Raw genomic sequence first — 19,157 nt, 5'->3', positions numbered from 1 at the left:
TTCCGCGATAGCCCCGCATTTTTTCGAAATGACCACCGGGCCCGGGCCGATGCCGCGGCGTCACTGCGACAGCCTTGCGCTCTCGCATTAAGCGGCTTGTTGTACAGGAGGAATTGCCGCGCGGTGATAACGCCGAGTTATGAATAGCATGCCCCGATGTATTCCGGGCTGGCCCGCCCAGAACCTACATCGGTCGGCCGAGCGCCAGGCGGCAATTGTGTTGTCAGCGTCGGTTTAAATCCGCACGGATCAATTCCTCAAGGGCAGCGCTGACGGCGGTATCGTCGGGCCGCACCGTAAGGTACATGGTGACGGTCCGCTCCGCTCGATCGAGGATTTCGTGCGCCAGGCGCGATCGAAACTGCGTCGTGGTTACATGCAGCCCCAGGTTGCCATTCGTCCTCTCGGGTTGTCTGTCGGAGTGTCAGGTCTGCCCGTCCTGCGGGCGAATTGTCATGCGGCGCGTATAGGTGTCCTGGCTGACCGCGTCGTCGACGATCCGCCCTATGCAGGCTTCGATCTCCTCCTGATAGGCAGAAACCGGACTTGCGTGCTGGTCGTCGTCAGCCACAAACGGGGAACATGCCGCGATGCTCGGCGGAGGCGGGCCACGAGAGCGTCCGCCGCCTCTTGCGTCGGCTCAAGCGCAAGGAAGTGTGCGAGCAGCGTCTGCACGACAGAGGTCACGGCCGACACGTGAGCCGCGTTCGCTGTGTTCTCGTGGCTTTGCACGCCAGATCCGATCGTTGGGCATCTTCCGGACTGGATACCACGATCGCCGGTGATGATCTCATCCCGGCTGGTTATCAATTGGATGCCCGCATTCTATGATCCGACCGGGTCGGCGATCGCTACTCTCGCAAAGCGGTATCTGGCCGGCTGAAGGAAGGCAAACATGGCTACGGAGAAGGCGATCCTTGCCGGCGGGTGTTTTTGGGGAATGCAGGAGATGTTTCGAAGCGTCCGCGGCGTAGGTTCAACGCGTGTCGGTTACACCGGCGGTGATCTCCCTAATCCGACCTACGGCAGTCATCACGGGCATGCCGAGGCAATCGAGGTAACTTTCGATCCTCTGATCGTAAGTTACCGCGCCATCCTAGAACGCTTTTTTCAAATTCATGATCCGACGACGTACGAGCAGCAAGGGAGTGACTTTGGATCGGGCTACCGTTCCGCCATCTTCTACACCGATGCACAGCAGAAGGAGACAGCCCTTGAAACGATCGCCGAAATCGAGGCCTCCGGCTTGTGGCCTGGTCCAGTAGTGACCGAAATCAACCCGGAAGACCGATTCTGGGAGGCCGAGCCGGAGCACCAGGACTACCTGCAAAGACATCGGCAAGGGTACAACTGCCACTTTGTTAGGCCGGACTGGCGCCTTCCTTCATCTCATGCATTCCGCAAATCTGGAACTGCCAAGCTGCAAACCTGAACGACCTGCCAATGTCGATGGGCGAAGCTCGCTGCTACGCTGATGGCGAGGCGAACACATCGGTCCCGCAATGCCGTCGCATAATGGCGGCGGCGGCATCGAAATGTTCTGCGCTCGCAGGATGAACGATCAACACAATACCACCATTGAGGACCTGTCTCTCGGCCCATTCGTGCACATACGCTTCGTGGCCCCGTCCAAACAAGGCGGCCAGCCCGCCCACTCCGCCTCCGGCAGCCAATCCCGCCAGCACGGCTGGCGCCGCCGTTCCGCCAGTCGCAGCAAGAACGGCGCCAGCGCCGGCGAACGACGCGACAGTTGCGGCGAGCGAGGTCACAAGTGTGCGAACTTGTTGCCGGTCGTCGCTCATGCTGACCTCCACACGGGGCAGTTGTCTGATGTCGCAACCAACGGTGCCGGCGCATGTCGCAGCTATATCCTCCTGCGCGAGGAAGCTTATTCGAGAGCGGTCGATCCCCGCAGCTTCGAGCTCGCCTACAGCGGCCTCAAATTCGACATGACTTTGCAGCGCACCAATGACTTCTCGCAACTCGCTCACTTTGTGTATCCTGTTAGTTCGTTTTCACTCTAAAAGGCCTCGTACTGTGCATCGCTCCGCATCTCACGAGTAATCTCCGCCGCTCTGCTGCGTAAGATTGCCGAGATAGTCGCGCTTTCCGATTTTCGCCCCGAGATGCCGGAGGATCGCATGCGCTATCGAGATGTGGAAAAAGAAGTCAGGTAGCACCAAGTACCGGATGTAGTCGTCGCCGCCATACCATCCGCGCACGATAGGTGGGGTCAGCTCATAGGTGTGCGACTGGGCACCTGCGATCTCGTCCGGCTGCACGTTCTGCAAGAAGCCGCGAGTCTCGAGGAGCCGTCCCTTCAATGCCGGATACATCATCGCAGTGGTGCGGGGCGGTGTCGGGTCGCGCTGCATCAACTTCGCCATGTGCGCGTCAACCTTGTTGCAGCTTACAGAGAACTGTTCTCCAAACGTCAGCATGTCGGGTGCGAGCCGCTCGCCTAATATTCGTCCCGGCTCAAACCCTTTGGCCCGCTCGAGCGCCTGGGCGTGATCGAGATAGTCATCCATCACGTTCAGTCCATGCACCATGACAGGGACTGTGATCTCATAGACCGAGAAGGACACACTGACCTCCGTGGGTTCGTTTCTAGTCTGAACGTCGGTTGGTCCCAGAAGGTCGATAACCGAAGCGAATGGTCACAATAATTCCCGTGGTTCCGCTCTTGCTCGTGGCGTCCTTCGAGATAGGCGTCGAAGCTCCGCGAACCGCAGCGAGAACGCTCACGCGCATTGACATCTAGCAACGGAGCGCCGGATATCCATTCACGTAAATCCGGTCAGTGTTCCTTGCTGGCACGTGGCAACCCTGGCAATCGGTGTGGTAGTTTGTCGAGGTGGTCTTGAGGGGCTTGTCTGCATCGAACCACGACCAGCCCAACCGTTTCCCCACAGCGGGTTGCCTGGGTGCGATCCTTTGCTGTCTTCACCATGACGAACCAGCCCTTGAGCTTGTCGACGTGGCTTACCGTGCCGGGGGTCATCTCGTTCGTCGAGGTCGCAAAGACTTCCTTCACGAGAACGGCGCCATCCGGGAAGTGCCCGGTCTTTCGATATGCGTCGATCGTTCCCGGAGAGGCGTAAACGGTGTGCATCTGCTTCGAGCTCTGCCCGCTATCGGCGGCAATCGCCCAACTGCCGAGCGCCTGGTAAAGCGTTCTGTAATCTGTCGGAACATGCGAGTTCCCGGCGGCGTCCGCCACATTTGCGCTTTGATCGACTGGAGCCGCTCGGCTCATCTGCGCGAGAGACACGGCGGCGCCGGCGACCATGACGATCGCAACACCCAGGCTGACTGTCCTCGATAATTTCATTGGAGGTCTCCTTTGCTGCTCGCACGGGGCACCCCCCCTCGGTGCGAGGGGTTCAAGCACCCTGGAAGCGGCGGGCTTCGTGACCGGGCTGGCAAGCCCCAGGATCGGACTCTGTCGACGAAATGAGAAATTCCCTTTGGACATGCATTTGATAGGCGTGAGATATCGTTCTCCAAAGGTCTGTCTGGGGGCAATACGGGTTGGTTTTGGGTCAACCATCGAGGAGTGCGCCATATTCGGGTTGCCGGGTGGCGTAGGAAGACATGAAGGGGCACTTTGCGATCACTCGTTTCCCGTCGCGCCGCAAGGCCTCGAAAACGCCGTGCGCCAGCCGCGATCCGTAGCCAAGGCCAGATAGCTCCTGCGGTACTTCCGTATGCAGCAGCACGACCCGGCCGTCCTCGATCTTGTAGTACGCGACCGCGAGCGCATCGCCGCTGAGGGACATCTCAAACCGGTTCATGGCCGGGTTGTCCCTGATGTCGCTTTGCACTTTCCGTCTCCTTCGCTCAGAGGCCGACAAAGTTAGCAGGCACGAGTGCGGCGGTCTGCGGCCGCACGCTGAATAACGCCCGCGTCTGGACGAACGGCGACGGATTATGGATTCGCTGCGCGATCTACGGACCTACGTTTTTGACGCGAAAGCGTCGGCCGTCGGATCGCGCTCGGGGCAGGGGCGAGGGCTGTATTCTTGGGCGCGTAGGGATGAGCAGACCAAGTTCGCGCCCGCCACGTCCAATCTGCTCTGGCGGCAGACCATTATTTTCGGAGTTCCTGTTATGGCCGACACTTTCGAATACGCGCTGCCTATAGGTGAACGGGCATGAACATCACCGGCAAGCGCATTCTCATCACCGGCGGATCGAGCGGCATAGGGCTTGCGCTGGCGCGAATATTGCTGGCGAAGCAAGGGAAAGTGGCGATAAGCGGACGCCGTCCGGAAGTCGTCGCTGAAGCCGTTCGATCCCTGCAAACCGGAACTACCGAGATCCACGGCATAGCAGCTGATGTTTCGACAGCCGAAGGACGCGCCGTGACGCTCGAGCAGGCCGTTTCCGCTCTCGGCGGCCTTGATGTCCTTGTGAACAATGCCGGCGGCGTGCGAGCCGGTCGTTTGGAAAAGACCGATGAAGCCGAACTGCACGCGATGATCGATGTCGGCTTAACGGCCCCGATCCTGCTGACGCGCGGAGCGTTGCCGGTCCTCCGTGAGAGCGGTGACGCCATGGTCGTGAACGTTTCCTCCGGCATCGCATTGGTAGGGGCTCCGTTCTATTCCACCTACGCGGCAGTCAAGGCCGGGCTTGCACATTTCGGTGAGGCGCTGCGGCGTGAGCTGAAAGGGGAGGGCATCCATGTGCTGACCGTCTATCCGGGCGGCACCGACACACCGATGATGAAATCAAATCATGCAGGGCCCGAACTCGGGTTTTCGCGCGAGCCAGCTTCCGCCGTCGCCGAAGCGATCGCTGCGGGCATCGAAGCTGAGGCGTTCGAAGTGATCCGTGGCGGCGAGGTTCGCGCCCAGATGATAGCCTTGAATCGAGAGAATCCGGCTACGGTCGATGAACGCATGCTCAGTATGAAACCCGCGCTCGAAGAAGCGGTGAAAGATCACGCTGCCCTTTAGAGCGGCACACAGGTCGAACAAGGAGTCCCTATCGCGATGCTGCAAAACGGCGATGTTTTTCCGTCTCTAACCTTTGCCCGCGCTGGTGGCGGCGAAGTCGATCTGCCTGGCGATCTCGCTGGCGGATACGGAGTGATCCTGTTCCACCGCGGTTCCTGGTGTCCGTTCTGCAACGCCCAGCTTGCAGCTTTTGCGCGGGCGGCAGACAAATTCGCCGAGGAAGGCATCAAGGTCGCCTCGGTATCGGTGGACGATCGTGAAAAGACGGAGGCGCTCGTCGCAAAGTATAAACTCGGCTTTCCGGTCGCCCACGGGGCCGATGCACGAGCCGTCTCCGCGGCCACCGGCGCCTTCGTCAATGACGATCCCGTCTATCTCCAAGCAACTGGCTTCGTCCTGAATCCCGAGAGTCGGATTGTGACGGCCGTCTACTCGACGGGCGCGATCGGACGTCTGCTTCCTGATGACGTATTGGGCATGGTCCGCTACCTGAAATCATCATCGAAAAGGTGAGATAGAATCGTGAAGCAAGGACCGCAGAGCTAGTTGGCGGCGTTGGAGCCGAGACTATTCATCGAAACCAAGATTTGTAGATTGCATTGGCGAACGTGCTTCGGACCCATCGAGAACAGAGATGGAGACGATAATAGCGTCGATGATGAGTTCGTGCTGTTCATCGGGGCGGTCAGTCATGAGAAACCGCGAGCGACAGGAGTTCGTATCATGGTGAAGGCATTTGTGTTCGATGCATATGGCACGCTTTATGACGTGCATTCGGTTTCAGAAATTACCGATGCGTCGTTCCCGGGCCATGCCGACTACATCACGCAGATCTGGCGCATGAAGCAGCTCGAATACAGTTGGCTGCGATCGCTGATGGGGCGCTACCAGGATTTCTGGACGGTCACGCGTGAGTCACTTGATTACAGTCTTCGAACTTGGGTCTTCGCTCCGATACGCAATTGTTCGACGATGTCTGAACCGCCCCGGGTTTTCCGGAGGCCGTTACATTTGAGTCACGCGGCTATGGCTGGTTCATCCAGCATGGCGTAGTAGCGTTCCTCGGCTTCGGCCGGCGGATGTTGCCTATGAGCTCCAGCAGCCGGCGATTATTGAACCAGTCGACCCATTCGAGCGTAGCGAACTCGACGGCTTCGAAGTTGCGCCATGGTCCGCGTCGATGGAGCACCTCGGCCTTGTAGAGACCGTTGATCTTTCGGCGAGAGCATTGTCGTAGCTGTCGCCGACATTGCCTACCGAAGGCTCGACGCCGGCCTCCGCCAGGCGCTCGGTATATCGAATGCTGACATATTGGCTGCCTCTATCGCTAGGTGCATAAGCCCGCCGCGGTGGATCGGCCGCCGATTATGGAGTGCCTGTTCCAGAGCGTCCAGGACGAAGCTCGCATGCGCCGTCCGGCTCACCCGCCAGCCAACGATCCCGCGGGCATAGGTGTCGATGACAAAGGCGACATAGACGAAGCCCGTCCAGGTCGCGACGTAGGTGAAGTCGGAGACCCACAGCATGTTCGGCGCCGGGGCATGGAACTGGCGATTAAAGTGATCGAGAGGGCAAGGTGCGGCCTTGTCGCTCACCGTGGTGCGGATCGGATTGCCGCGGATGATGCCCTCAAGACCCATAGCCCTCACCAGGCGGGCAACCGTGCAGCGGGCGACGTCGAAGCCCTCGCGCTGCAACTGCCGCCAGACCTTGCGAACGCCGTAGACGCGGAAGTTCGCCTCGAACACGCGTCGAACCTCATCCTTCAAAGCCTCGTCCCGCTTCGCCCGAGCCGACAGCCGGGAGGGATCGATTCGCTTGGCGATATGGTCGTGGTAGGTCGACGGGGCGATCGGCAGCACCAACCAGCCGCACCGCACGGGTCCGGATTTCGGGAGAGAACTTGTTGGTCGTCTTGCTTGTCATGTGCGGTTCTTCGATCAACGCCATGGCGAAGAAGAAGGGCTGGGAGGAACGTGACGGTCTTTCTTTCGCTCGCCGTTCGGGTATGGTTACAAGCATGTCCCTGGTCACACCGCTATAGACATATTTCGACACGATCAAGTTGCGCCTGACGGCATCGTGGCCGCGGGTACGTTCCCAGTTCCCACCATGAGTAGGTAGTGAGGGTCGTGCTTTGGAGATGCACCAAATTCGATACTTCTTGGCAATCAGCGAAACCCTGAATTTGACCAAGGCAGCCGAGCAGTGCAACGTCACCCAGCCGTCCCTGTCACGCGCGATCAAGGGCCTCGAAACCGAGCTCGGTGGCGAGTTGCTGCGACGCGAGCGTGCGCTGTCGCATCTGACGGAACTCGGCCAGCGCATGCTGCCGATGTTGCGCCAGTGCTACCAATCAGCCCTTACGGCCAAGATGGTGGCTGCATCGATCAGCGAGGGCGAGGCCGCGCCCCTATCAGTTGCGGTCTCGCGGACCGTCGCGCTCAATCCCTTCACAACAATGCTGCGGGAGCTGTCGCGTGCTTTCCCGGGTCTGCAACTGCAGTTGCGTCGCGGCACGGGCGCCGAGGTCACCGAATACCTGAGATTGGGCACCGCAGAGCTGGCAATCGCCGGCCCGCTTAATGAGCCCTGGTCTCGCCTCGATGCTTTCCCGCTTTTCGAGGAACCATTTCACCTCGTCGTCAATCGAACTCACAGGCTCGCGGGCAGAGACAGAGTCGAGCTCAGGGATCTTGCCTCTGAGACCCTCGTGATCAACACCGAATGTGAGATGGTCGAAGAGCTCAAGACCCGCCTGGAAGCAAACGGCGTCGTCAACACTGCCAGGCACCAAGTGGCGACGCAAGAGGACCTGCTGGCCTTGGTCGACTCGAACCTTGGCGTCGCGATCATCCCCAATGCGACCTCGGACACGGCTGGCTTCCGCCGAATACCGCTGATGCGCCTGGAACTCGCACGCACTGTGTCAGCGTACACGGTTGCGGGTCGACGCCGCGCGGTCGCCTGTGCCACTCTGCTCAATCTGCTGCGCGCCGCCGACTGGAGCTTCGACGTACGACCGGCGCGGCAGAGGAGAGCTCATTGATGGCCGAACGCCCCATTGGTGAAATCCTCGAAGTCGCTTTCATCCGATGCCGCGATCTGGAGGCACCGCTGGCCGATCGGCTCCAGGCGTTCTCGGATGAAGTGCGGCGGCTGGGCCCGCATTTCGCTGAAGCGGTCGATGCCCTCGTCAACGGTCTCGTCGAAGCCGGCGCTGGCGCAACAGCGCCCCAGGTAGGGGAGCCGATGCCGGCATTCTTGCTGCCCGACGAGCAGGGGCGCCTGGTCCACCTGAACGATTTGCTCGGCGAAGGGCCGGTGGCGATCGCATTCAATCGCGGGCAATGGTGTCCGTATTGTCGCATCAATGTCGACGCGCTGGCCCGTGCTGAGGAACAGATCGCTACCGAACACCGACACGTCGCCGCGATCGTGCCTGATCGCACAAAGTTCGCTATGTGGCTCAAGTCCGACGCCAATGCGCCGTTTCCGGTTCTCACCGACATGGATAACGGCTATGCGATGTCCCTCGGCCTCGCGTTTTCCGTCGACGACGAGATGAAGCACATGATGATCAGCTCTGGATGGGATCCGTCGGTGTCTCAGGGCGCCAATGAATGGATGCTGCCGATCCCGGCCACCTTCATCGTCGGCACCGATGGGATCGTCCATGCGCGCTTCGTCGACCCGGACTACCGCACGCGTATGGCGACCGAGGACATGCTTGTGGCGCTGCGCTCTGCAAGATAGTTCGCGTCGCGATTCCACAGTCCGCACGGCCCCGCGTATGCCTATCTGAGCGTTGCGATCGCAAATGCTGGCTGAAGGATCGCGCGGCTGTGATCCAGATCCTCTGCAAGAAACCACCCGTAGACCATAGCAGCGAGCTATGGAATCCCCAGCAAATCGGCATTTTCAATCGCGTGAGCATCGCCATAGCATTTGGCTGCTTCCACCGATTAACCCGCAGGCGGTCTGGGCGGCGATAGGCATTTCGCGATGCAGTATCCTGAAAGCGTGAACATCCGTGGCTGACGACTATGCATCCGTAACCCAGCCGACGTCGGTGTGGCATCGAACCCGCAAGTGAGCCGCATCTGTTTGACGCGCTCGGCACGACGAAGGAGGACGCATGTGGCTGGAGAAGAGCACGACGCAAGGGAAACTTCCCTTTCACCAAAACTCAGAGTTGTCCAAGAACAAGTGAGAAGCCCAATGTCAGCATTTGTTTACACTTTCGATAACGATCACCATTGCGCCGATAAGGTTGGCACTTCTCAACGGGCAATGAAGATTAAAGAAAGTATGAATTGCAAACCGATTGTACGAATATCTCCTTCTGACCTAGACAATCTGTTGATGACCATGGAGGTCGAGTTCGTCAAGCTTTCTGAATGCGTGGTTGGTCCAGGCTGGAGATTGACGATGGCCACCACCAACGCTCCTGGCATCCACTATGACCTTATAGGGACGGGTCGGATGATTATCGGCCATCATACTCCTATCGATCTCCGGCCGCATACCTTAATCATTGTTCCTGCTGGGCAATCTTTTTGTATTGAGGGTGCTGACGATAAGCGGCATCCAGCAACTCTCACAATCACCGAGGAGAACGCCCGGACATCGGTTTCTGGAGCCCTGAGCAGATTCGCTGCAGGTAGAGGCGAGCCCAAGGTCATGCTGATCTGCGGGTACTTCCGTGCCACGTACGGCGCTTCAATAGATCTTTTCGGAACCCTCACGTGCCCGATTGTGGAACAATTTGGTGCAACGGACCAACTCGATCATAGGCTGAGTTCGGCGATGGACGAACTAGTTGCCCAGGAGGTCGGGACCGGCGCCATGACCGCAGCTTTAATGAAGCAAGTACTCGTTACTTTACTGAGACGATCACTTACAACCAAAAATCTATGGGTGGAACGATTCTCTATGTTAGGCGACCCACGGATCGCGCGTGCCTTTGCGGAGATGGTCACCCATCCAGAATTCCCGCACTCGGTAGAGAGCTTGGCGCGGACCGCTTGTCTTGGTCGATCCGTATTCATGGTTCGCTTCACTCGTCTGTTCGGGAAACCGCCTATGGCGACCCTTCGTGACCTAAGAATGCGCAAAGCCGTAGTCCTCCTGAAGAATAGCGGCCTATCGATCGACCAGATCGTCCATGGTGTGGGCTATACAAGTCGCAGCAGTTTCTCCCGCACCTTTCGGAAGATGCATGGTTGCGATCCTTCGAGGTACCGAGACATACAAGACATGGGCGATTCGTCATTCAATCCTTAGGATAGGACCTACTGGACTGCTTATTTGAGGGATGCCAAGTAGCACTTAACCAGCTTAACGGCATCCAACTGCGCCGGCCCATTCTGAATAAGGCGCTGACGGGGAACGAGTTTGGCGAGGGATGATGAAGCGGGTCTGGTCCAGATAAAGCGAACGGGAGCACTTCAATGAGTAAGCGCATGCCGCCGTTGATATAGGCTTCCCGACATCGAAGAGACGGTAAGTCCGAAGTCGGTTTCACGAGCGCCGGAAAAGCCGCTCCAATACTGCATTTGTAATGCGTTCGGAGCGGCTGTCCCCGAGCTGATAGACGCTCCCAAAGGTTAGGACCGAGGCCACAAACCTGCTGCGCAGGTCAGCGGGCAAATCATCTATCGACTTTTCCAGGATCTCTTGGATCGCGCCATCGGTCATCTCGCACTCCGGAGCAATTCCTTGCTGCAACCCTCGCTGAGCTCCACGATTTAACGTCACCTCGGCTCAGTGCGACGCGCCCGGGATGCTCGGCAAACATTGAGACGGCGACCGCCGCGGCTTCGCGGCGCACCGCAGATTACGTCGCGCTCGTGTCGCTCACGGGCGAACACGGATGACCGTTTTCCCCGCGCGCCGCTCGGTCGAGTTGAAGGCGGCGATCGCCTCGCCGAGGGTCGCGACTTTGCCGATGTTCGTCCGCAGCCGTCCGTCCCGCACCCGCTGGACGATCTCGCTCAGCTGGGCACGGTCGGACTCGACGACGAAATCGACCGCCAGGCCATCCACGGGCCGCGCGTCGGCCGGTCCGACGACGGTCACCAGCGTACCTCCGGCTCGGATCAGCGCCGCGGACCGTTTCTGCATGTCGCCGCCAATGACATCGAACACCAGATCGATGCCGCGCACGTCTTCCAGGGTGTCGTTCTCGAGGTCGACGAATTCATTCGCGCCGAAATCGAGCGCCTTCTGACGGTCGGCAGAGCGTCCGGTGCCAATGACGTAGGCGCCGGCCTCTCGTGCGAGCTGCGTCACCATCGACCCGACGGCCCCGGCCGCACCATGCGCAAGGACGCTCTGCCCCGCCTGAAGGCGGCCATGCTGAAACAGTCCCTGCCACGCGGTCAGGCCCGAGATCGGCAGGCTCGCGCCCACCGTGAACTCGACATCGCCCGGAAGTGGCGCGAGATTGCGCGCTTCCATCGCTACATACTCCGCGAGCGTGCCGTCGCGATGCCAGTCCGCGAGGCCGAACACCCGCTGACCGATTGAAAGCCCCGTGGTGCCGTAGCCGAGCGCAGTGACCACACCGGCCAGCTCATGGCCGAGGATCGACGGCGTCCGGTCGCGGAAGGCTCGATCGGCCCAGGTCGAGGGCCACTCCAGTTCGGTGTTGACGAATCCCGCCGCATGAACCTGTACGACGACATCGTTTATGGCAGCCTGCGGCTCGGGCCGCTCCACCAGCTTCATCCCGGCCGTTCCGGCAGCCTGATCCGTTACTACAATTGCTTTCATCGGAATTTCTCCTCGGTCATCTGTTGTTTGTTGAGATGGTCGGGCAACGTAGAGTCTCCCTCACGGACGAACGCGGATAATCGTCTTTCCCTTGCGTCGCTCGGTCGAGTTGAAGGTGGCGACGGCATCGTCGAGGGCCGCAATCTTACCGACGTTCGTTTGCAGTCGACCGTCTCGCACCCGCTGGATGATCTCGTTCAGTTGCGCGCGATCGGGCTCGACTACGAAATCCACCGTGAGGCCATCCACGGGCCGTGCTTCAGCCGGGCCCATGATGGTCGTCAGCGTTCCTCCGGGCCGCACCAGGCGCACGGAACGCTTCGCGATGTCACCGCCGATGACGTCGAATACCAGATCGACTGTACCGACGTCCTCCAAAGCGTCGTTCTCGAGATCGACGAATTCATTGGCGCCGAAGTCGAGCACCGACTGACGGTCGGCGGCGCGTCCGGTGCCGATGACGTAAGCGCCAGCCTCACGCGCAAGCTGGGTGACCATCGAACCGACGACGCCCGCTGCACCGTGTGAGATGATGCGCTGGCCGGCCTCGATCCGCCCGTGCTGAAACAGACCTTGCCATGCAGTCAGGCCGGACATGACCACGCTCGCACCGACTGTGAAATCGACGCCGCCGGGTAGTGGCGCGAGGTTTCGCGTTTCGACAGCCACATACTCCGCCAATGTGCCGTCCCGATACCAGTCCGTAAGGCCGAAGACCCGCTGTCCCAGCGATAGACCCGTCGTGCCATATCCGAGACCCGTGACCACTCCGGCCACCTCGTGCCCAGGGATCGACGGTGTTCGGTCGCGGAAGGCGCGATTGGTCCAGGTCGGGGGCCAGGTCAGCTCATCCCAAGTGAACCCCGAAGCATGAATCTGAACGACGACGTCATTGATCGCCGCCTGCGGCTCTGGCCGCGCCACCAGCTTCATCCCGGCCGTTCCTGCCGCCTGGTCGGATACCACGATCGCCTTCATCGGAATTGTCCTCAGTGATCAGCCTCTTTGGTGGGATGGTCCCGTCATCGGCTTGGTTGGCTCATGGGCGAATGCGGATGATCGTCTTTCCGCTGATCCGTTTGGTCGGATTAAATGCGGCGACGGCATCATCGAGCAACGCTATGTGGCCGATATTGGTTTGCAATCGGCCGTCCCGCACACGCTGGATGATTTCGCCCAATTGGGCGCGGTCCGCGACGAGAACAAAGTCCACCGAACGGCCGTTTGGAGGTCGCGCCTCGGTCGGTCCAGCGATGGTCACGAGCGTTCCTCCATCCCGGATCAACCCTGCTGACCGCGTGGCGACATCTCCGCCGATGACATCGAACGCCAGGTCGACGCGACCGACATCGTTCAAGACTTCATTCTCGAGATCGACGAATTCGCTGGCGCCAAGGTCGAGCGCCTTCTGGCGGTCGGCAGCGCGGCCGGTGCCGATGACGTAGGCGCCGAATTCGCGCGCGAGCTGCGTCGCCATCGAACCAACTGCGCCGGCGGCGCCGTGCACGAGGACGCTCTGTCCCGTCCGAAGACGGCCGTGCTGGAATAGCCCCTGCCATGCGGTCAGGCCCGGCATCGCCACGCTCGCCCCGACTGTGAAGTCGACATCGCCCGGTAGCGGCGCGAGATTGCGTGCCTCGATCGCTACATATTCGGCCAGTGTGCCGCCACGATAGGAGTCCGAAAGGCCAAATACCCGTTGTCCAACCGAGAGCCCGGTCGTGCCGTAGCCGAGAGACGCGACCACGCCGGCAACCTCCTGCCCCGGAATAGATGGAGTCCGGTCACGGTCGAGACGATCGGTCCACGTCGAGGGCCATATCAGCTCACCCGAAGTGAACCCCGACGCATGTACCTCGACGAGGACGTCGTTTATCGCCGCCTCTGGTTTGGGAACGTCGACCAACTTCATCCCGGACGTTCCGGAAGCCTGATCCGTAACAACGATTGCCTTCATCATCTGCTTTCCGGGATGAGAGATCTTGCGATCTTCTGAATTTCTCGCAGATAGCGGAAAATAGAGCGGCGAAAATCTGTCGTCTAATGACCGTCAGCTATGGAATCGATGCCACCAAAGGGCCGCGCGACAATTATGAACTCGATAAGGGCCGTCGTCCCGGCGCGATCGCGGCATAACGACCGTCATGAAGGGTGGCCGTCGATCCAGGGCGGTCCGGGCCTCGGGCGCTCACTCAAGGCTTGGAGGCGATACAGCCAGGTTCCGGAGCCACGCCGCGAACTATGTGGGAGAGGCTCGTTCCGACCGCACGCTTCACGCGAAGCAGCCAGGATTTCTTATCCGGCTGGGAGCCGTCGCGCAGCGTCACTGTTCCTGTCATTCCGGAGACGAGCGGCATGCCGGGCGGAACCCTATCAATAGCGATCCGGACCGGCACGCGTTGCGCCAGTCGTACCCACGTATAGACCGGGTCGATATTTGGAAGACCCTGAGGGCCGGCCGCAGCGTTCGATACGCTGACGCCTCGGGTGATCGTCGTTACATGACCCATCAGCGGGGCTGCGTAGCCCATCAGTTTGACTTCTGCGCGATCCCCAATGCACATCTGCGCTAACTTTGTCTCCTCGAAATAGCCGTCCACCCAGAAGCTGTCGGTATCGACGATCGAGATGTTGCTAACTCCTTCGTGCGCATAGTCGCCTACTCGTAGGAGAAGATTCGTGACATAGCCGTTGACCGGGCTGCGGACCTCGGTTCGCTTCAAGTTAACGGCTGCCTGGGCGACCTGTTCACGCGCAACGTCGACCGCGGCTTTAGCTTGTCGGGCGCTGCCCTCGAAGATCTGTTGCTGTTCTTTCGAGATCGACAGTTCCGACAACTGCTTCCGGCGTTCCGACTGCAACTCCTTTACATAGTTGTCGGCTTCTTTTTGTTCCAAAACTGCTTTGCTCAGGCGCAACGCAACATCGAAATCAAATGGCTCGATCTGATAGAGTACATCTCCCTTATGGACGAATTGGTTGTCGGAGACCCACAGCTTTGTGATCTGGCCGGACACGCGAGGTGCAACGCCCGCAACCTGAACTCGTACGCGCCCGTCGCGTGTCCAAGGCGCGACGACATACTGGTCCCACACCACGAGTGAGATCATCGCCGCGACAAGAAATATTGCCAACGTTGCAAGTCTGCGAGAAATCGGCAGAAGAGCTTGCGTGATGTTTGTTCGCCGTCCGACCGGTGGTGTGGCGAACGCGACGGAGATCTCTGGCCCGCAAGATTGACGTCCTCCGGATTTCGCACGTGCGACTGCGCTTAGCCCGACTGACACATCGCTCTCGGTCGATCCAGGCAACGTGGCGGATCCCGGTTCTTCTCGGTCGATCACCTTGTCTTGGCTGGCACCATCCATCAATTTTCCCTCAGAGAAACAAGGCAATCAGGCCCAGAATTGTGATGTAGAGGCTGAGTTCGGCAATCGCGGCATTGCTGAAGAGCCGCCAAAAACCGACAGTTCGCAGCAGCGGCTTCGTCAGAAGCACGACGAACAGAGCCGCAACCGCATAGGTCATGAAGGGTGCGACCAAGACCCCGCCAATAACCAAGTCGTGGAAGGAATGAGCCATCACGCGGTCTCACTAAGATGAGCACGTCGCCCTAGTGCCGCCTCAGCGTGATAGCTCGCGACCATTAGCGCGGCGCGGAGATCGGTAATCGAATGATTTGGCGGTGTTGCTTGGTTCAAGCGGTGGGCAATGGCACGAATTGCCCGCGGTTCACGCTTGTTGAACGCGGCGCGTACGTCTTCAACCAACCCCGCCAAGGGGCCGCCGGCGAGAGCCTTCAGCTTGGTGTCGCACAATCGGAGAATCGAGGATTGGTCGAAATGTGAAAGAACTTCGCCGATCGTCTCCGGATTTGTCCCTGTGGACAGGATTTGCCCAATCCTGACGGCGTCGCGAAACATCTCCTCCTCAGGCTCATGCCGACGGCCACGCGGGGGGCCCTGAGCAAAGTCTTCGCGGGACGACGTTAACATCCATCTTCGCCGCCTCTCCTGAGGGACTGGAGGTACAAGAAACTGCGTCGCCAACAACAAGGCGGGCGCAAGGCAAGCGAGGAGGAAGAAGAAGAGGTACGATTGCCCGTTGTAGGTCTGGGGGTTGGTCGGCGAGGCAATTACCAGGCTGTAGATAAGCGTAAATCGGCCAATCGCCGACATCAGGCGATTGGGCGATGATATCAGCAGCGCGGTGCCGATAATCAGCGGCGCTAGGCCGATGGCAAGGAGCGGAAACGCGTCGACGCCATCGAGGACGACAAACTCGAGAAGGCCAGCCAGAACACCGCCGACGGGCGCAGCCATGAGCGCGAGGGCAGTGGTTGCACGTGAATTGGGCGTTATCGCCCCGAGTCCCACGAACGTTCCAACGAGCGCCAACGAAGTGTTTGCCGCGGGCCAACCCGCATAGACGAGAAACACACTCGCCAACGCAACCCAGATCGCCGCGCGAACTCCAGACTCAATTGCCGCGCGGTGCGATCGATAGATCAGTCCACGCCATCGCCAGGAGGGACTCCCATCAGTGCGCAGGGCAGCGATGTTCTGTCGAACCTGATCGTCTCTTCTCAGCAATTCCTCAAGCGTCCAGGCCAACGGCACCGTCGCGTCTGCATCCGCTTGCTTCTTGACTCGCCACGCGCATGGCGACGGCTGGCGAGCCTTTTCGTCGCGGTCAAGCGCGTGCGCAATTCTTTTAGCGCTCGTCTGGTCTGCAATCACCGGAAGGACATCAAGACTTCGAGCGGCATGTAACTCGGCCACAAGCGCGGCGGCCACGTTCTGCGCCGCTACGCTTCTGGCCCGGCCGTTACTCGACTCAAACACCAGCGTCGCGATCTCTGGCCGAAGCGCGGCAATTTCGGCGAGCAGGGCAGCGGACGCCATTGGTTCCATCGGTTCGCCAAGGATCGCCGCTTTGGCGTGGTCGGCGATCCGGCGATGGATATCGGCCAGTTGCCCCAGTAGCTTGGTGTGACGATCCGGCGACCCCAGTAGGTCGTTGACGATCGCAACGGATGCAATTGCGATGAGAATTGCCGCGCCGCGCATCATACCCGCCTCGAACACGTGCCCGGGATTGTCGATTTCCTGGATCGCAACCAGAGCAACGGTGAAGCCCGACAGGACCGCCGCGTAGGCCCGATTGCCGTCGAGCATTCCTGCGGCGTAGACGCAGAGACCTATCCAGCCGGCATAGGCGATCAAGAGAAGATCGCGCGACTGGGAGAAAAGCCCGGTTAGGGCAATAGAAGCGGCCACGCCGATTGTCGTTGCCAGGACACGAAAGACTGCCTTGCCCAGTGCCTGGCCGCGCGTTGGTTCGGCGATGATCGCAACTGTTACCATCGCCATCGACGGCATCTCGATCGAGAGCCAGAAGCTTACATACAAGGCCAGAACCGCCGCCAGCCAGGTTCGGCCGGCAAAAGCCCAGGCGGCGAGAGGAAACCCTAACGGACGGAGCTTCATCTGTTCAGGCAGCGTCAAACACAACTACTCCCCGATTCGGGTTTCTCGCCCTGCGGCGAACCGCGGCCGTTGCCGCCTTGGGAAAGCGGCCCTTAATTTCTTGTAAGATCCTCGACCAGCATTGCCGTGCCGTGGCGTACGAGCGCCTGCGTCGGCGCGTTCGTGTTTCCGCTGGTGATGTTTGGCAGGATGGAGGCGTCAATGACGCGGAGACGGTCGATCCCGCGGACCCGAAGTCTTGCGTCAACCACTGCCCGTGCGTCCTGCCCCATACGGCACCTACCAACTGGGTGCCACATTGTCGTCACGACCCGCTTTGCCCATTCGGCAATCTCTCCGTCCGATTGGACGTTCGGACCAGGGTCCAGCTCTTCCTCGATCACCGACGCCAATGAACCTTGGGCCATGACCTCGCGGATTGCCCGCACCGATTGCACGGCCGACCTCAAGTCGTCTTCTTCCCCGATGAAATTCGGATTGATCAGCGGCGTCGACGTCGGGTCACTGTCGGCAAGCCGAACCCAGCCGCGACTCTTGGGCCGAAGCACCACGAGTTCGAATGTGATGCCGGACCTATCGCCTGTCGGAGCAAGCCCTTCGTTAGCAATAATGGGGGCGTGATAGCATTGAATCGTCGGGTCTGCGGTGAAGTCCGAAGGGTTCCAGTGGGTAACCGTTTCGATGCCGTTGCCGGCCGCGGGACCATCCTTGGTAACGAGATAACGCAGGCCCGCCTTTATGGTGCCGAGACCATGGGCGGTCGCTTGATAACCGAGATCACCCTTTACGTAGGCGCGGACCGGGACCATTGCGTGGTCTTGCATATTTTCCCCGATTTCCGGGGAATCGACGATCACCGCAATCCCATGCTGGCGCAGTTGCGCGGCCGGACCGACGCCGGAATGCATCAAAATGTTAGTGCTGTGAACGGACCTGGCCGAAAGCACGACCTGGTCGGTCGTGATTGTCTCCAGATCGCTCAACTCGACGTCAACCGCGCGGGCATTGTCGATGAGAATGCGGATGACGGTCTTGTTGGTGAAAAGGGCCACGCGGCCCGAGGCGAGGTGTGGGCGCAAAATATGCGTCGACCGCGCTGCACCGTCGCTGATTTCCGACCGCAGAGTGCACCGGCGAACACCAATCGAGCTCGTGCCGTTATAGTCCGGATTGAAAGGAACGCCGTATTCCTGGAACGCCTTGAGACAATACTGGTTCAGTGCGTTGATGCCCTTGGGCTGCTGGACCGCGAGTCCGCCGTTGATGCCGTGGAATTTATCGTGGAAGGTGTCGTTGCTTTCCTGCACCATGAAGACGGGAAGCAGATCCTCATACGACCACTTGCCGGTGTCGCCCACGGCGTCTTGCCAAGCCGCGTAATCACGGCTCTGGCCACGGACGTATGCCATCGCATTGACCGAAGAGCCCCCGCCCAACACCTTTCCCGAGCGATAGGCGCGCTTGATGCCGTGCTGAGGAACAGTCTCGTATTTCCAGACATTTCTGCCATGCGCGAGCATGTTGGCGAAGCCGGCTGGAATGTGAATTAACGGATCGTGGTCCACGTTGCCCGCTTCGATCAAGGCGATCGATGCGTCGGTATGTTCAGCGAGATAACTTGCAACGACGCAGCCGGCGGCGCCCGCGCCGACAATGACAATATCGAAGGCGTCATCGGACATTATTGTCTTCCCTATTTGTGCCGTTTGGATCGTTCGGTAAATGGAAGCGGCGCACATCTCCGTGCCGGCCGTTGGAAGCGTTCTGGCCATCTAGCTGAGAAAGTGACGTTCCAACGCCAGCGAGGGAAATCACCTCTCGCCATAGAGTCGATAGACGGCCGTTATTGCCGTGCGCTGCCGAATGCGAAGCGGCGCCTTGCGTGCAAACGGGATCAACTCGCGAAGGCGAGGGAGACAGGCACCGC

The 19,157-nt window shown here is 59.9% G+C and carries 19 protein-coding genes and 2 pseudogenes; 7 read left to right on the top strand and 14 right to left on the bottom strand.

Features of this window, described 5'->3' with window-relative positions; all coding sequences use genetic code 11:
* Positions 1-424 precede the first annotated feature (424 nt).
* A complete protein-coding gene (locus FJ959_RS31730) occupies positions 425-571 on the bottom strand; it encodes a hypothetical protein (protein WP_181171889.1) in 147 nt (48 codons plus the stop codon).
* A 324-nt stretch (positions 572-895) separates the two neighbouring features.
* On the opposite strand from FJ959_RS31730, the gene msrA reads away from it, so the two are divergent.
* Positions 896-1,432: a peptide-methionine (S)-S-oxide reductase MsrA gene (msrA, locus tag FJ959_RS11930; protein WP_140581512.1), complete on the top strand. Its 537-nt coding sequence runs from the start codon at positions 896-898 to the stop codon at positions 1,430-1,432.
* Between the two features lie 34 nt (positions 1,433-1,466).
* Here msrA and FJ959_RS11925 read toward each other — a convergent pair whose 3' ends face one another.
* The 4 genes from FJ959_RS11925 to FJ959_RS11910 all read right to left on the bottom strand — a co-directional run bounded on the left by FJ959_RS11925 (position 1,467) and on the right by FJ959_RS11910 (position 3,827).
* Positions 1,467-1,991 carry a hypothetical protein gene (locus FJ959_RS11925; RefSeq protein WP_140581509.1) on the bottom strand — a complete coding sequence of 175 codons (525 nt, stop codon included), beginning with the start codon at positions 1,989-1,991 and terminating at the stop codon, positions 1,467-1,469.
* A gap of 63 nt (positions 1,992-2,054) precedes the next feature.
* The gene (locus FJ959_RS11920) at positions 2,055-2,588 is read right to left on the bottom strand and encodes a DUF1993 family protein (protein WP_140581506.1); all 534 of its coding nucleotides are present in this window, start codon (positions 2,586-2,588) and stop codon (positions 2,055-2,057) included.
* A gap of 212 nt (positions 2,589-2,800) precedes the next feature.
* Positions 2,801-3,334: a cytochrome P460 family protein gene (locus FJ959_RS11915; protein ID WP_224704907.1), complete on the bottom strand. Its 534-nt coding sequence runs from the start codon at positions 3,332-3,334 to the stop codon at positions 2,801-2,803.
* 211 nt (positions 3,335-3,545) lie between these two features.
* The gene (locus tag FJ959_RS11910; protein WP_224704909.1) at positions 3,546-3,827 is read right to left on the bottom strand and encodes a GNAT family N-acetyltransferase; all 282 of its coding nucleotides are present in this window, start codon (positions 3,825-3,827) and stop codon (positions 3,546-3,548) included.
* A gap of 330 nt (positions 3,828-4,157) precedes the next feature.
* Between FJ959_RS11910 and FJ959_RS11905 the strand changes: the two genes are divergently transcribed.
* The 3 genes and pseudogenes from FJ959_RS11905 to FJ959_RS32170 form a co-directional block, all read left to right on the top strand.
* Positions 4,158-4,964 (top strand): SDR family oxidoreductase, encoded by an 807-nt coding sequence (locus FJ959_RS11905; protein ID WP_140581505.1) that lies wholly within the window; start codon positions 4,158-4,160, stop codon positions 4,962-4,964.
* Positions 4,965-5,000: 36 nt separating this feature from the next.
* Positions 5,001-5,477 carry a redoxin domain-containing protein gene (locus FJ959_RS11900; protein WP_210239513.1) on the top strand — a complete coding sequence of 159 codons (477 nt, stop codon included), beginning with the start codon at positions 5,001-5,003 and terminating at the stop codon, positions 5,475-5,477.
* Positions 5,478-5,684: 207 nt separating this feature from the next.
* Positions 5,685-5,900, top strand: a pseudogene (locus FJ959_RS32170) (HAD-IA family hydrolase); the annotation flags it as partial.
* Positions 5,901-5,980: 80 nt separating this feature from the next.
* Here the strand turns inward: FJ959_RS32170 and FJ959_RS11890 are convergent.
* Positions 5,981-6,826: pseudogene (locus FJ959_RS11890) on the bottom strand (IS3 family transposase); the annotation flags it as partial.
* A 281-nt stretch (positions 6,827-7,107) separates the two neighbouring features.
* Between FJ959_RS11890 and FJ959_RS11885 the strand changes: the two are divergent.
* From FJ959_RS11885 to FJ959_RS11875, 3 genes are all read left to right on the top strand, one after another.
* The gene (locus tag FJ959_RS11885; protein WP_224704938.1) at positions 7,108-8,013 is read left to right on the top strand and encodes a LysR family transcriptional regulator; all 906 of its coding nucleotides are present in this window, start codon (positions 7,108-7,110) and stop codon (positions 8,011-8,013) included.
* Complete coding sequence (locus tag FJ959_RS11880; RefSeq protein WP_140581493.1) at positions 8,013-8,720, top strand: peroxiredoxin-like family protein; 708 nt, start codon at positions 8,013-8,015, stop codon at positions 8,718-8,720. The genes FJ959_RS11885 and FJ959_RS11880 overlap by 1 nt, the downstream gene beginning before the upstream one ends.
* Before the next feature lie 465 nt (positions 8,721-9,185).
* Entirely contained in the window at positions 9,186-10,250 is a 1,065-nt protein-coding gene (locus FJ959_RS11875) for an AraC family transcriptional regulator (RefSeq protein WP_210239512.1), read from the top strand.
* A gap of 237 nt (positions 10,251-10,487) precedes the next feature.
* Here the strand turns inward: FJ959_RS11875 and FJ959_RS31725 are convergent, their stop codons facing one another.
* The 8 genes from FJ959_RS31725 to FJ959_RS11840 form a co-directional block, all read right to left on the bottom strand.
* Positions 10,488-10,664, bottom strand: a complete 177-nt coding sequence (locus FJ959_RS31725; protein ID WP_181171891.1) for a hypothetical protein — start codon at positions 10,662-10,664, stop codon at positions 10,488-10,490.
* 159 nt (positions 10,665-10,823) lie between these two features.
* Entirely contained in the window at positions 10,824-11,741 is a 918-nt protein-coding gene (locus FJ959_RS11870; protein ID WP_140581490.1) for an NADP-dependent oxidoreductase, read from the bottom strand.
* Positions 11,742-11,801: 60 nt separating this feature from the next.
* Entirely contained in the window at positions 11,802-12,719 is a 918-nt protein-coding gene (locus FJ959_RS11865; RefSeq protein WP_140581487.1) for an NADP-dependent oxidoreductase, read from the bottom strand.
* Between the two features lie 61 nt (positions 12,720-12,780).
* Positions 12,781-13,698, bottom strand: coding sequence for an NADP-dependent oxidoreductase (locus tag FJ959_RS11860; RefSeq protein ID WP_140581877.1), 918 nt, complete (start codon positions 13,696-13,698; stop codon positions 12,781-12,783).
* Between the two features lie 235 nt (positions 13,699-13,933).
* Entirely contained in the window at positions 13,934-15,109 is a 1,176-nt protein-coding gene (locus FJ959_RS11855; protein ID WP_140581484.1) for an HlyD family secretion protein, read from the bottom strand.
* A gap of 10 nt (positions 15,110-15,119) precedes the next feature.
* Positions 15,120-15,323, bottom strand: a complete 204-nt coding sequence (locus FJ959_RS11850; RefSeq protein ID WP_140581481.1) for a DUF1656 domain-containing protein — start codon at positions 15,321-15,323, stop codon at positions 15,120-15,122.
* Entirely contained in the window at positions 15,323-17,248 is a 1,926-nt protein-coding gene (locus FJ959_RS11845; RefSeq protein ID WP_140581478.1) for an FUSC family protein, read from the bottom strand. Before FJ959_RS11845 ends, FJ959_RS11850 begins: the two co-directional genes overlap by 1 nt.
* A gap of 74 nt (positions 17,249-17,322) precedes the next feature.
* Positions 17,323-18,912 (bottom strand): GMC oxidoreductase, encoded by a 1,590-nt coding sequence (locus FJ959_RS11840; RefSeq protein ID WP_210239511.1) that lies wholly within the window; start codon positions 18,910-18,912, stop codon positions 17,323-17,325.
* Between the last annotated feature and the right edge of the window lie 245 nt (positions 18,913-19,157).

Origin of the sequence: Mesorhizobium sp. B2-2-4, from assembly GCF_006442375.1 — a bacterium.
GTDB lineage: Bacteria > Pseudomonadota > Alphaproteobacteria > Rhizobiales > Rhizobiaceae > Mesorhizobium.
Note: the sequence above shows the minus strand (reverse complement) of the source record. Positions and strands in the feature narration are given on the sequence as shown.

Excerpts from the sequence above, each read along its gene's own strand:
- msrA (WP_140581512.1), top strand. The coding sequence starts at position 896 with ATGGCTACGGAGAAGGCGATCCTTGCCGGCGGGTGTTTTTGGGGAATG.
- FJ959_RS11915 (WP_224704907.1), bottom strand. The coding sequence starts at position 3,334 with ATGAAATTATCGAGGACAGTCAGCCTGGGTGTTGCGATCGTCATGGTC.
- FJ959_RS11905 (WP_140581505.1), top strand. The coding sequence starts at position 4,158 with ATGAACATCACCGGCAAGCGCATTCTCATCACCGGCGGATCGAGCGGC.
- FJ959_RS11900 (WP_210239513.1), top strand. The coding sequence starts at position 5,001 with ATGCTGCAAAACGGCGATGTTTTTCCGTCTCTAACCTTTGCCCGCGCT.
- FJ959_RS11885 (WP_224704938.1), top strand. The coding sequence starts at position 7,108 with ATGCACCAAATTCGATACTTCTTGGCAATCAGCGAAACCCTGAATTTG.
- FJ959_RS11880 (WP_140581493.1), top strand. The coding sequence starts at position 8,013 with ATGGCCGAACGCCCCATTGGTGAAATCCTCGAAGTCGCTTTCATCCGA.
- FJ959_RS11875 (WP_210239512.1), top strand. The coding sequence starts at position 9,186 with ATGTCAGCATTTGTTTACACTTTCGATAACGATCACCATTGCGCCGAT.
- FJ959_RS31725 (WP_181171891.1), bottom strand. The coding sequence starts at position 10,664 with ATGACCGATGGCGCGATCCAAGAGATCCTGGAAAAGTCGATAGATGAT.
- FJ959_RS11870 (WP_140581490.1), bottom strand. The coding sequence starts at position 11,741 with ATGAAAGCAATTGTAGTAACGGATCAGGCTGCCGGAACGGCCGGGATG.
- FJ959_RS11865 (WP_140581487.1), bottom strand. The coding sequence starts at position 12,719 with ATGAAGGCGATCGTGGTATCCGACCAGGCGGCAGGAACGGCCGGGATG.
- FJ959_RS11860 (WP_140581877.1), bottom strand. The coding sequence starts at position 13,698 with ATGAAGGCAATCGTTGTTACGGATCAGGCTTCCGGAACGTCCGGGATG.
- FJ959_RS11855 (WP_140581484.1), bottom strand. The coding sequence starts at position 15,109 with ATGGATGGTGCCAGCCAAGACAAGGTGATCGACCGAGAAGAACCGGGA.
- FJ959_RS11850 (WP_140581481.1), bottom strand. The coding sequence starts at position 15,323 with ATGGCTCATTCCTTCCACGACTTGGTTATTGGCGGGGTCTTGGTCGCA.
- FJ959_RS11840 (WP_210239511.1), bottom strand. The coding sequence starts at position 18,912 with ATGTCCGATGACGCCTTCGATATTGTCATTGTCGGCGCGGGCGCCGCC.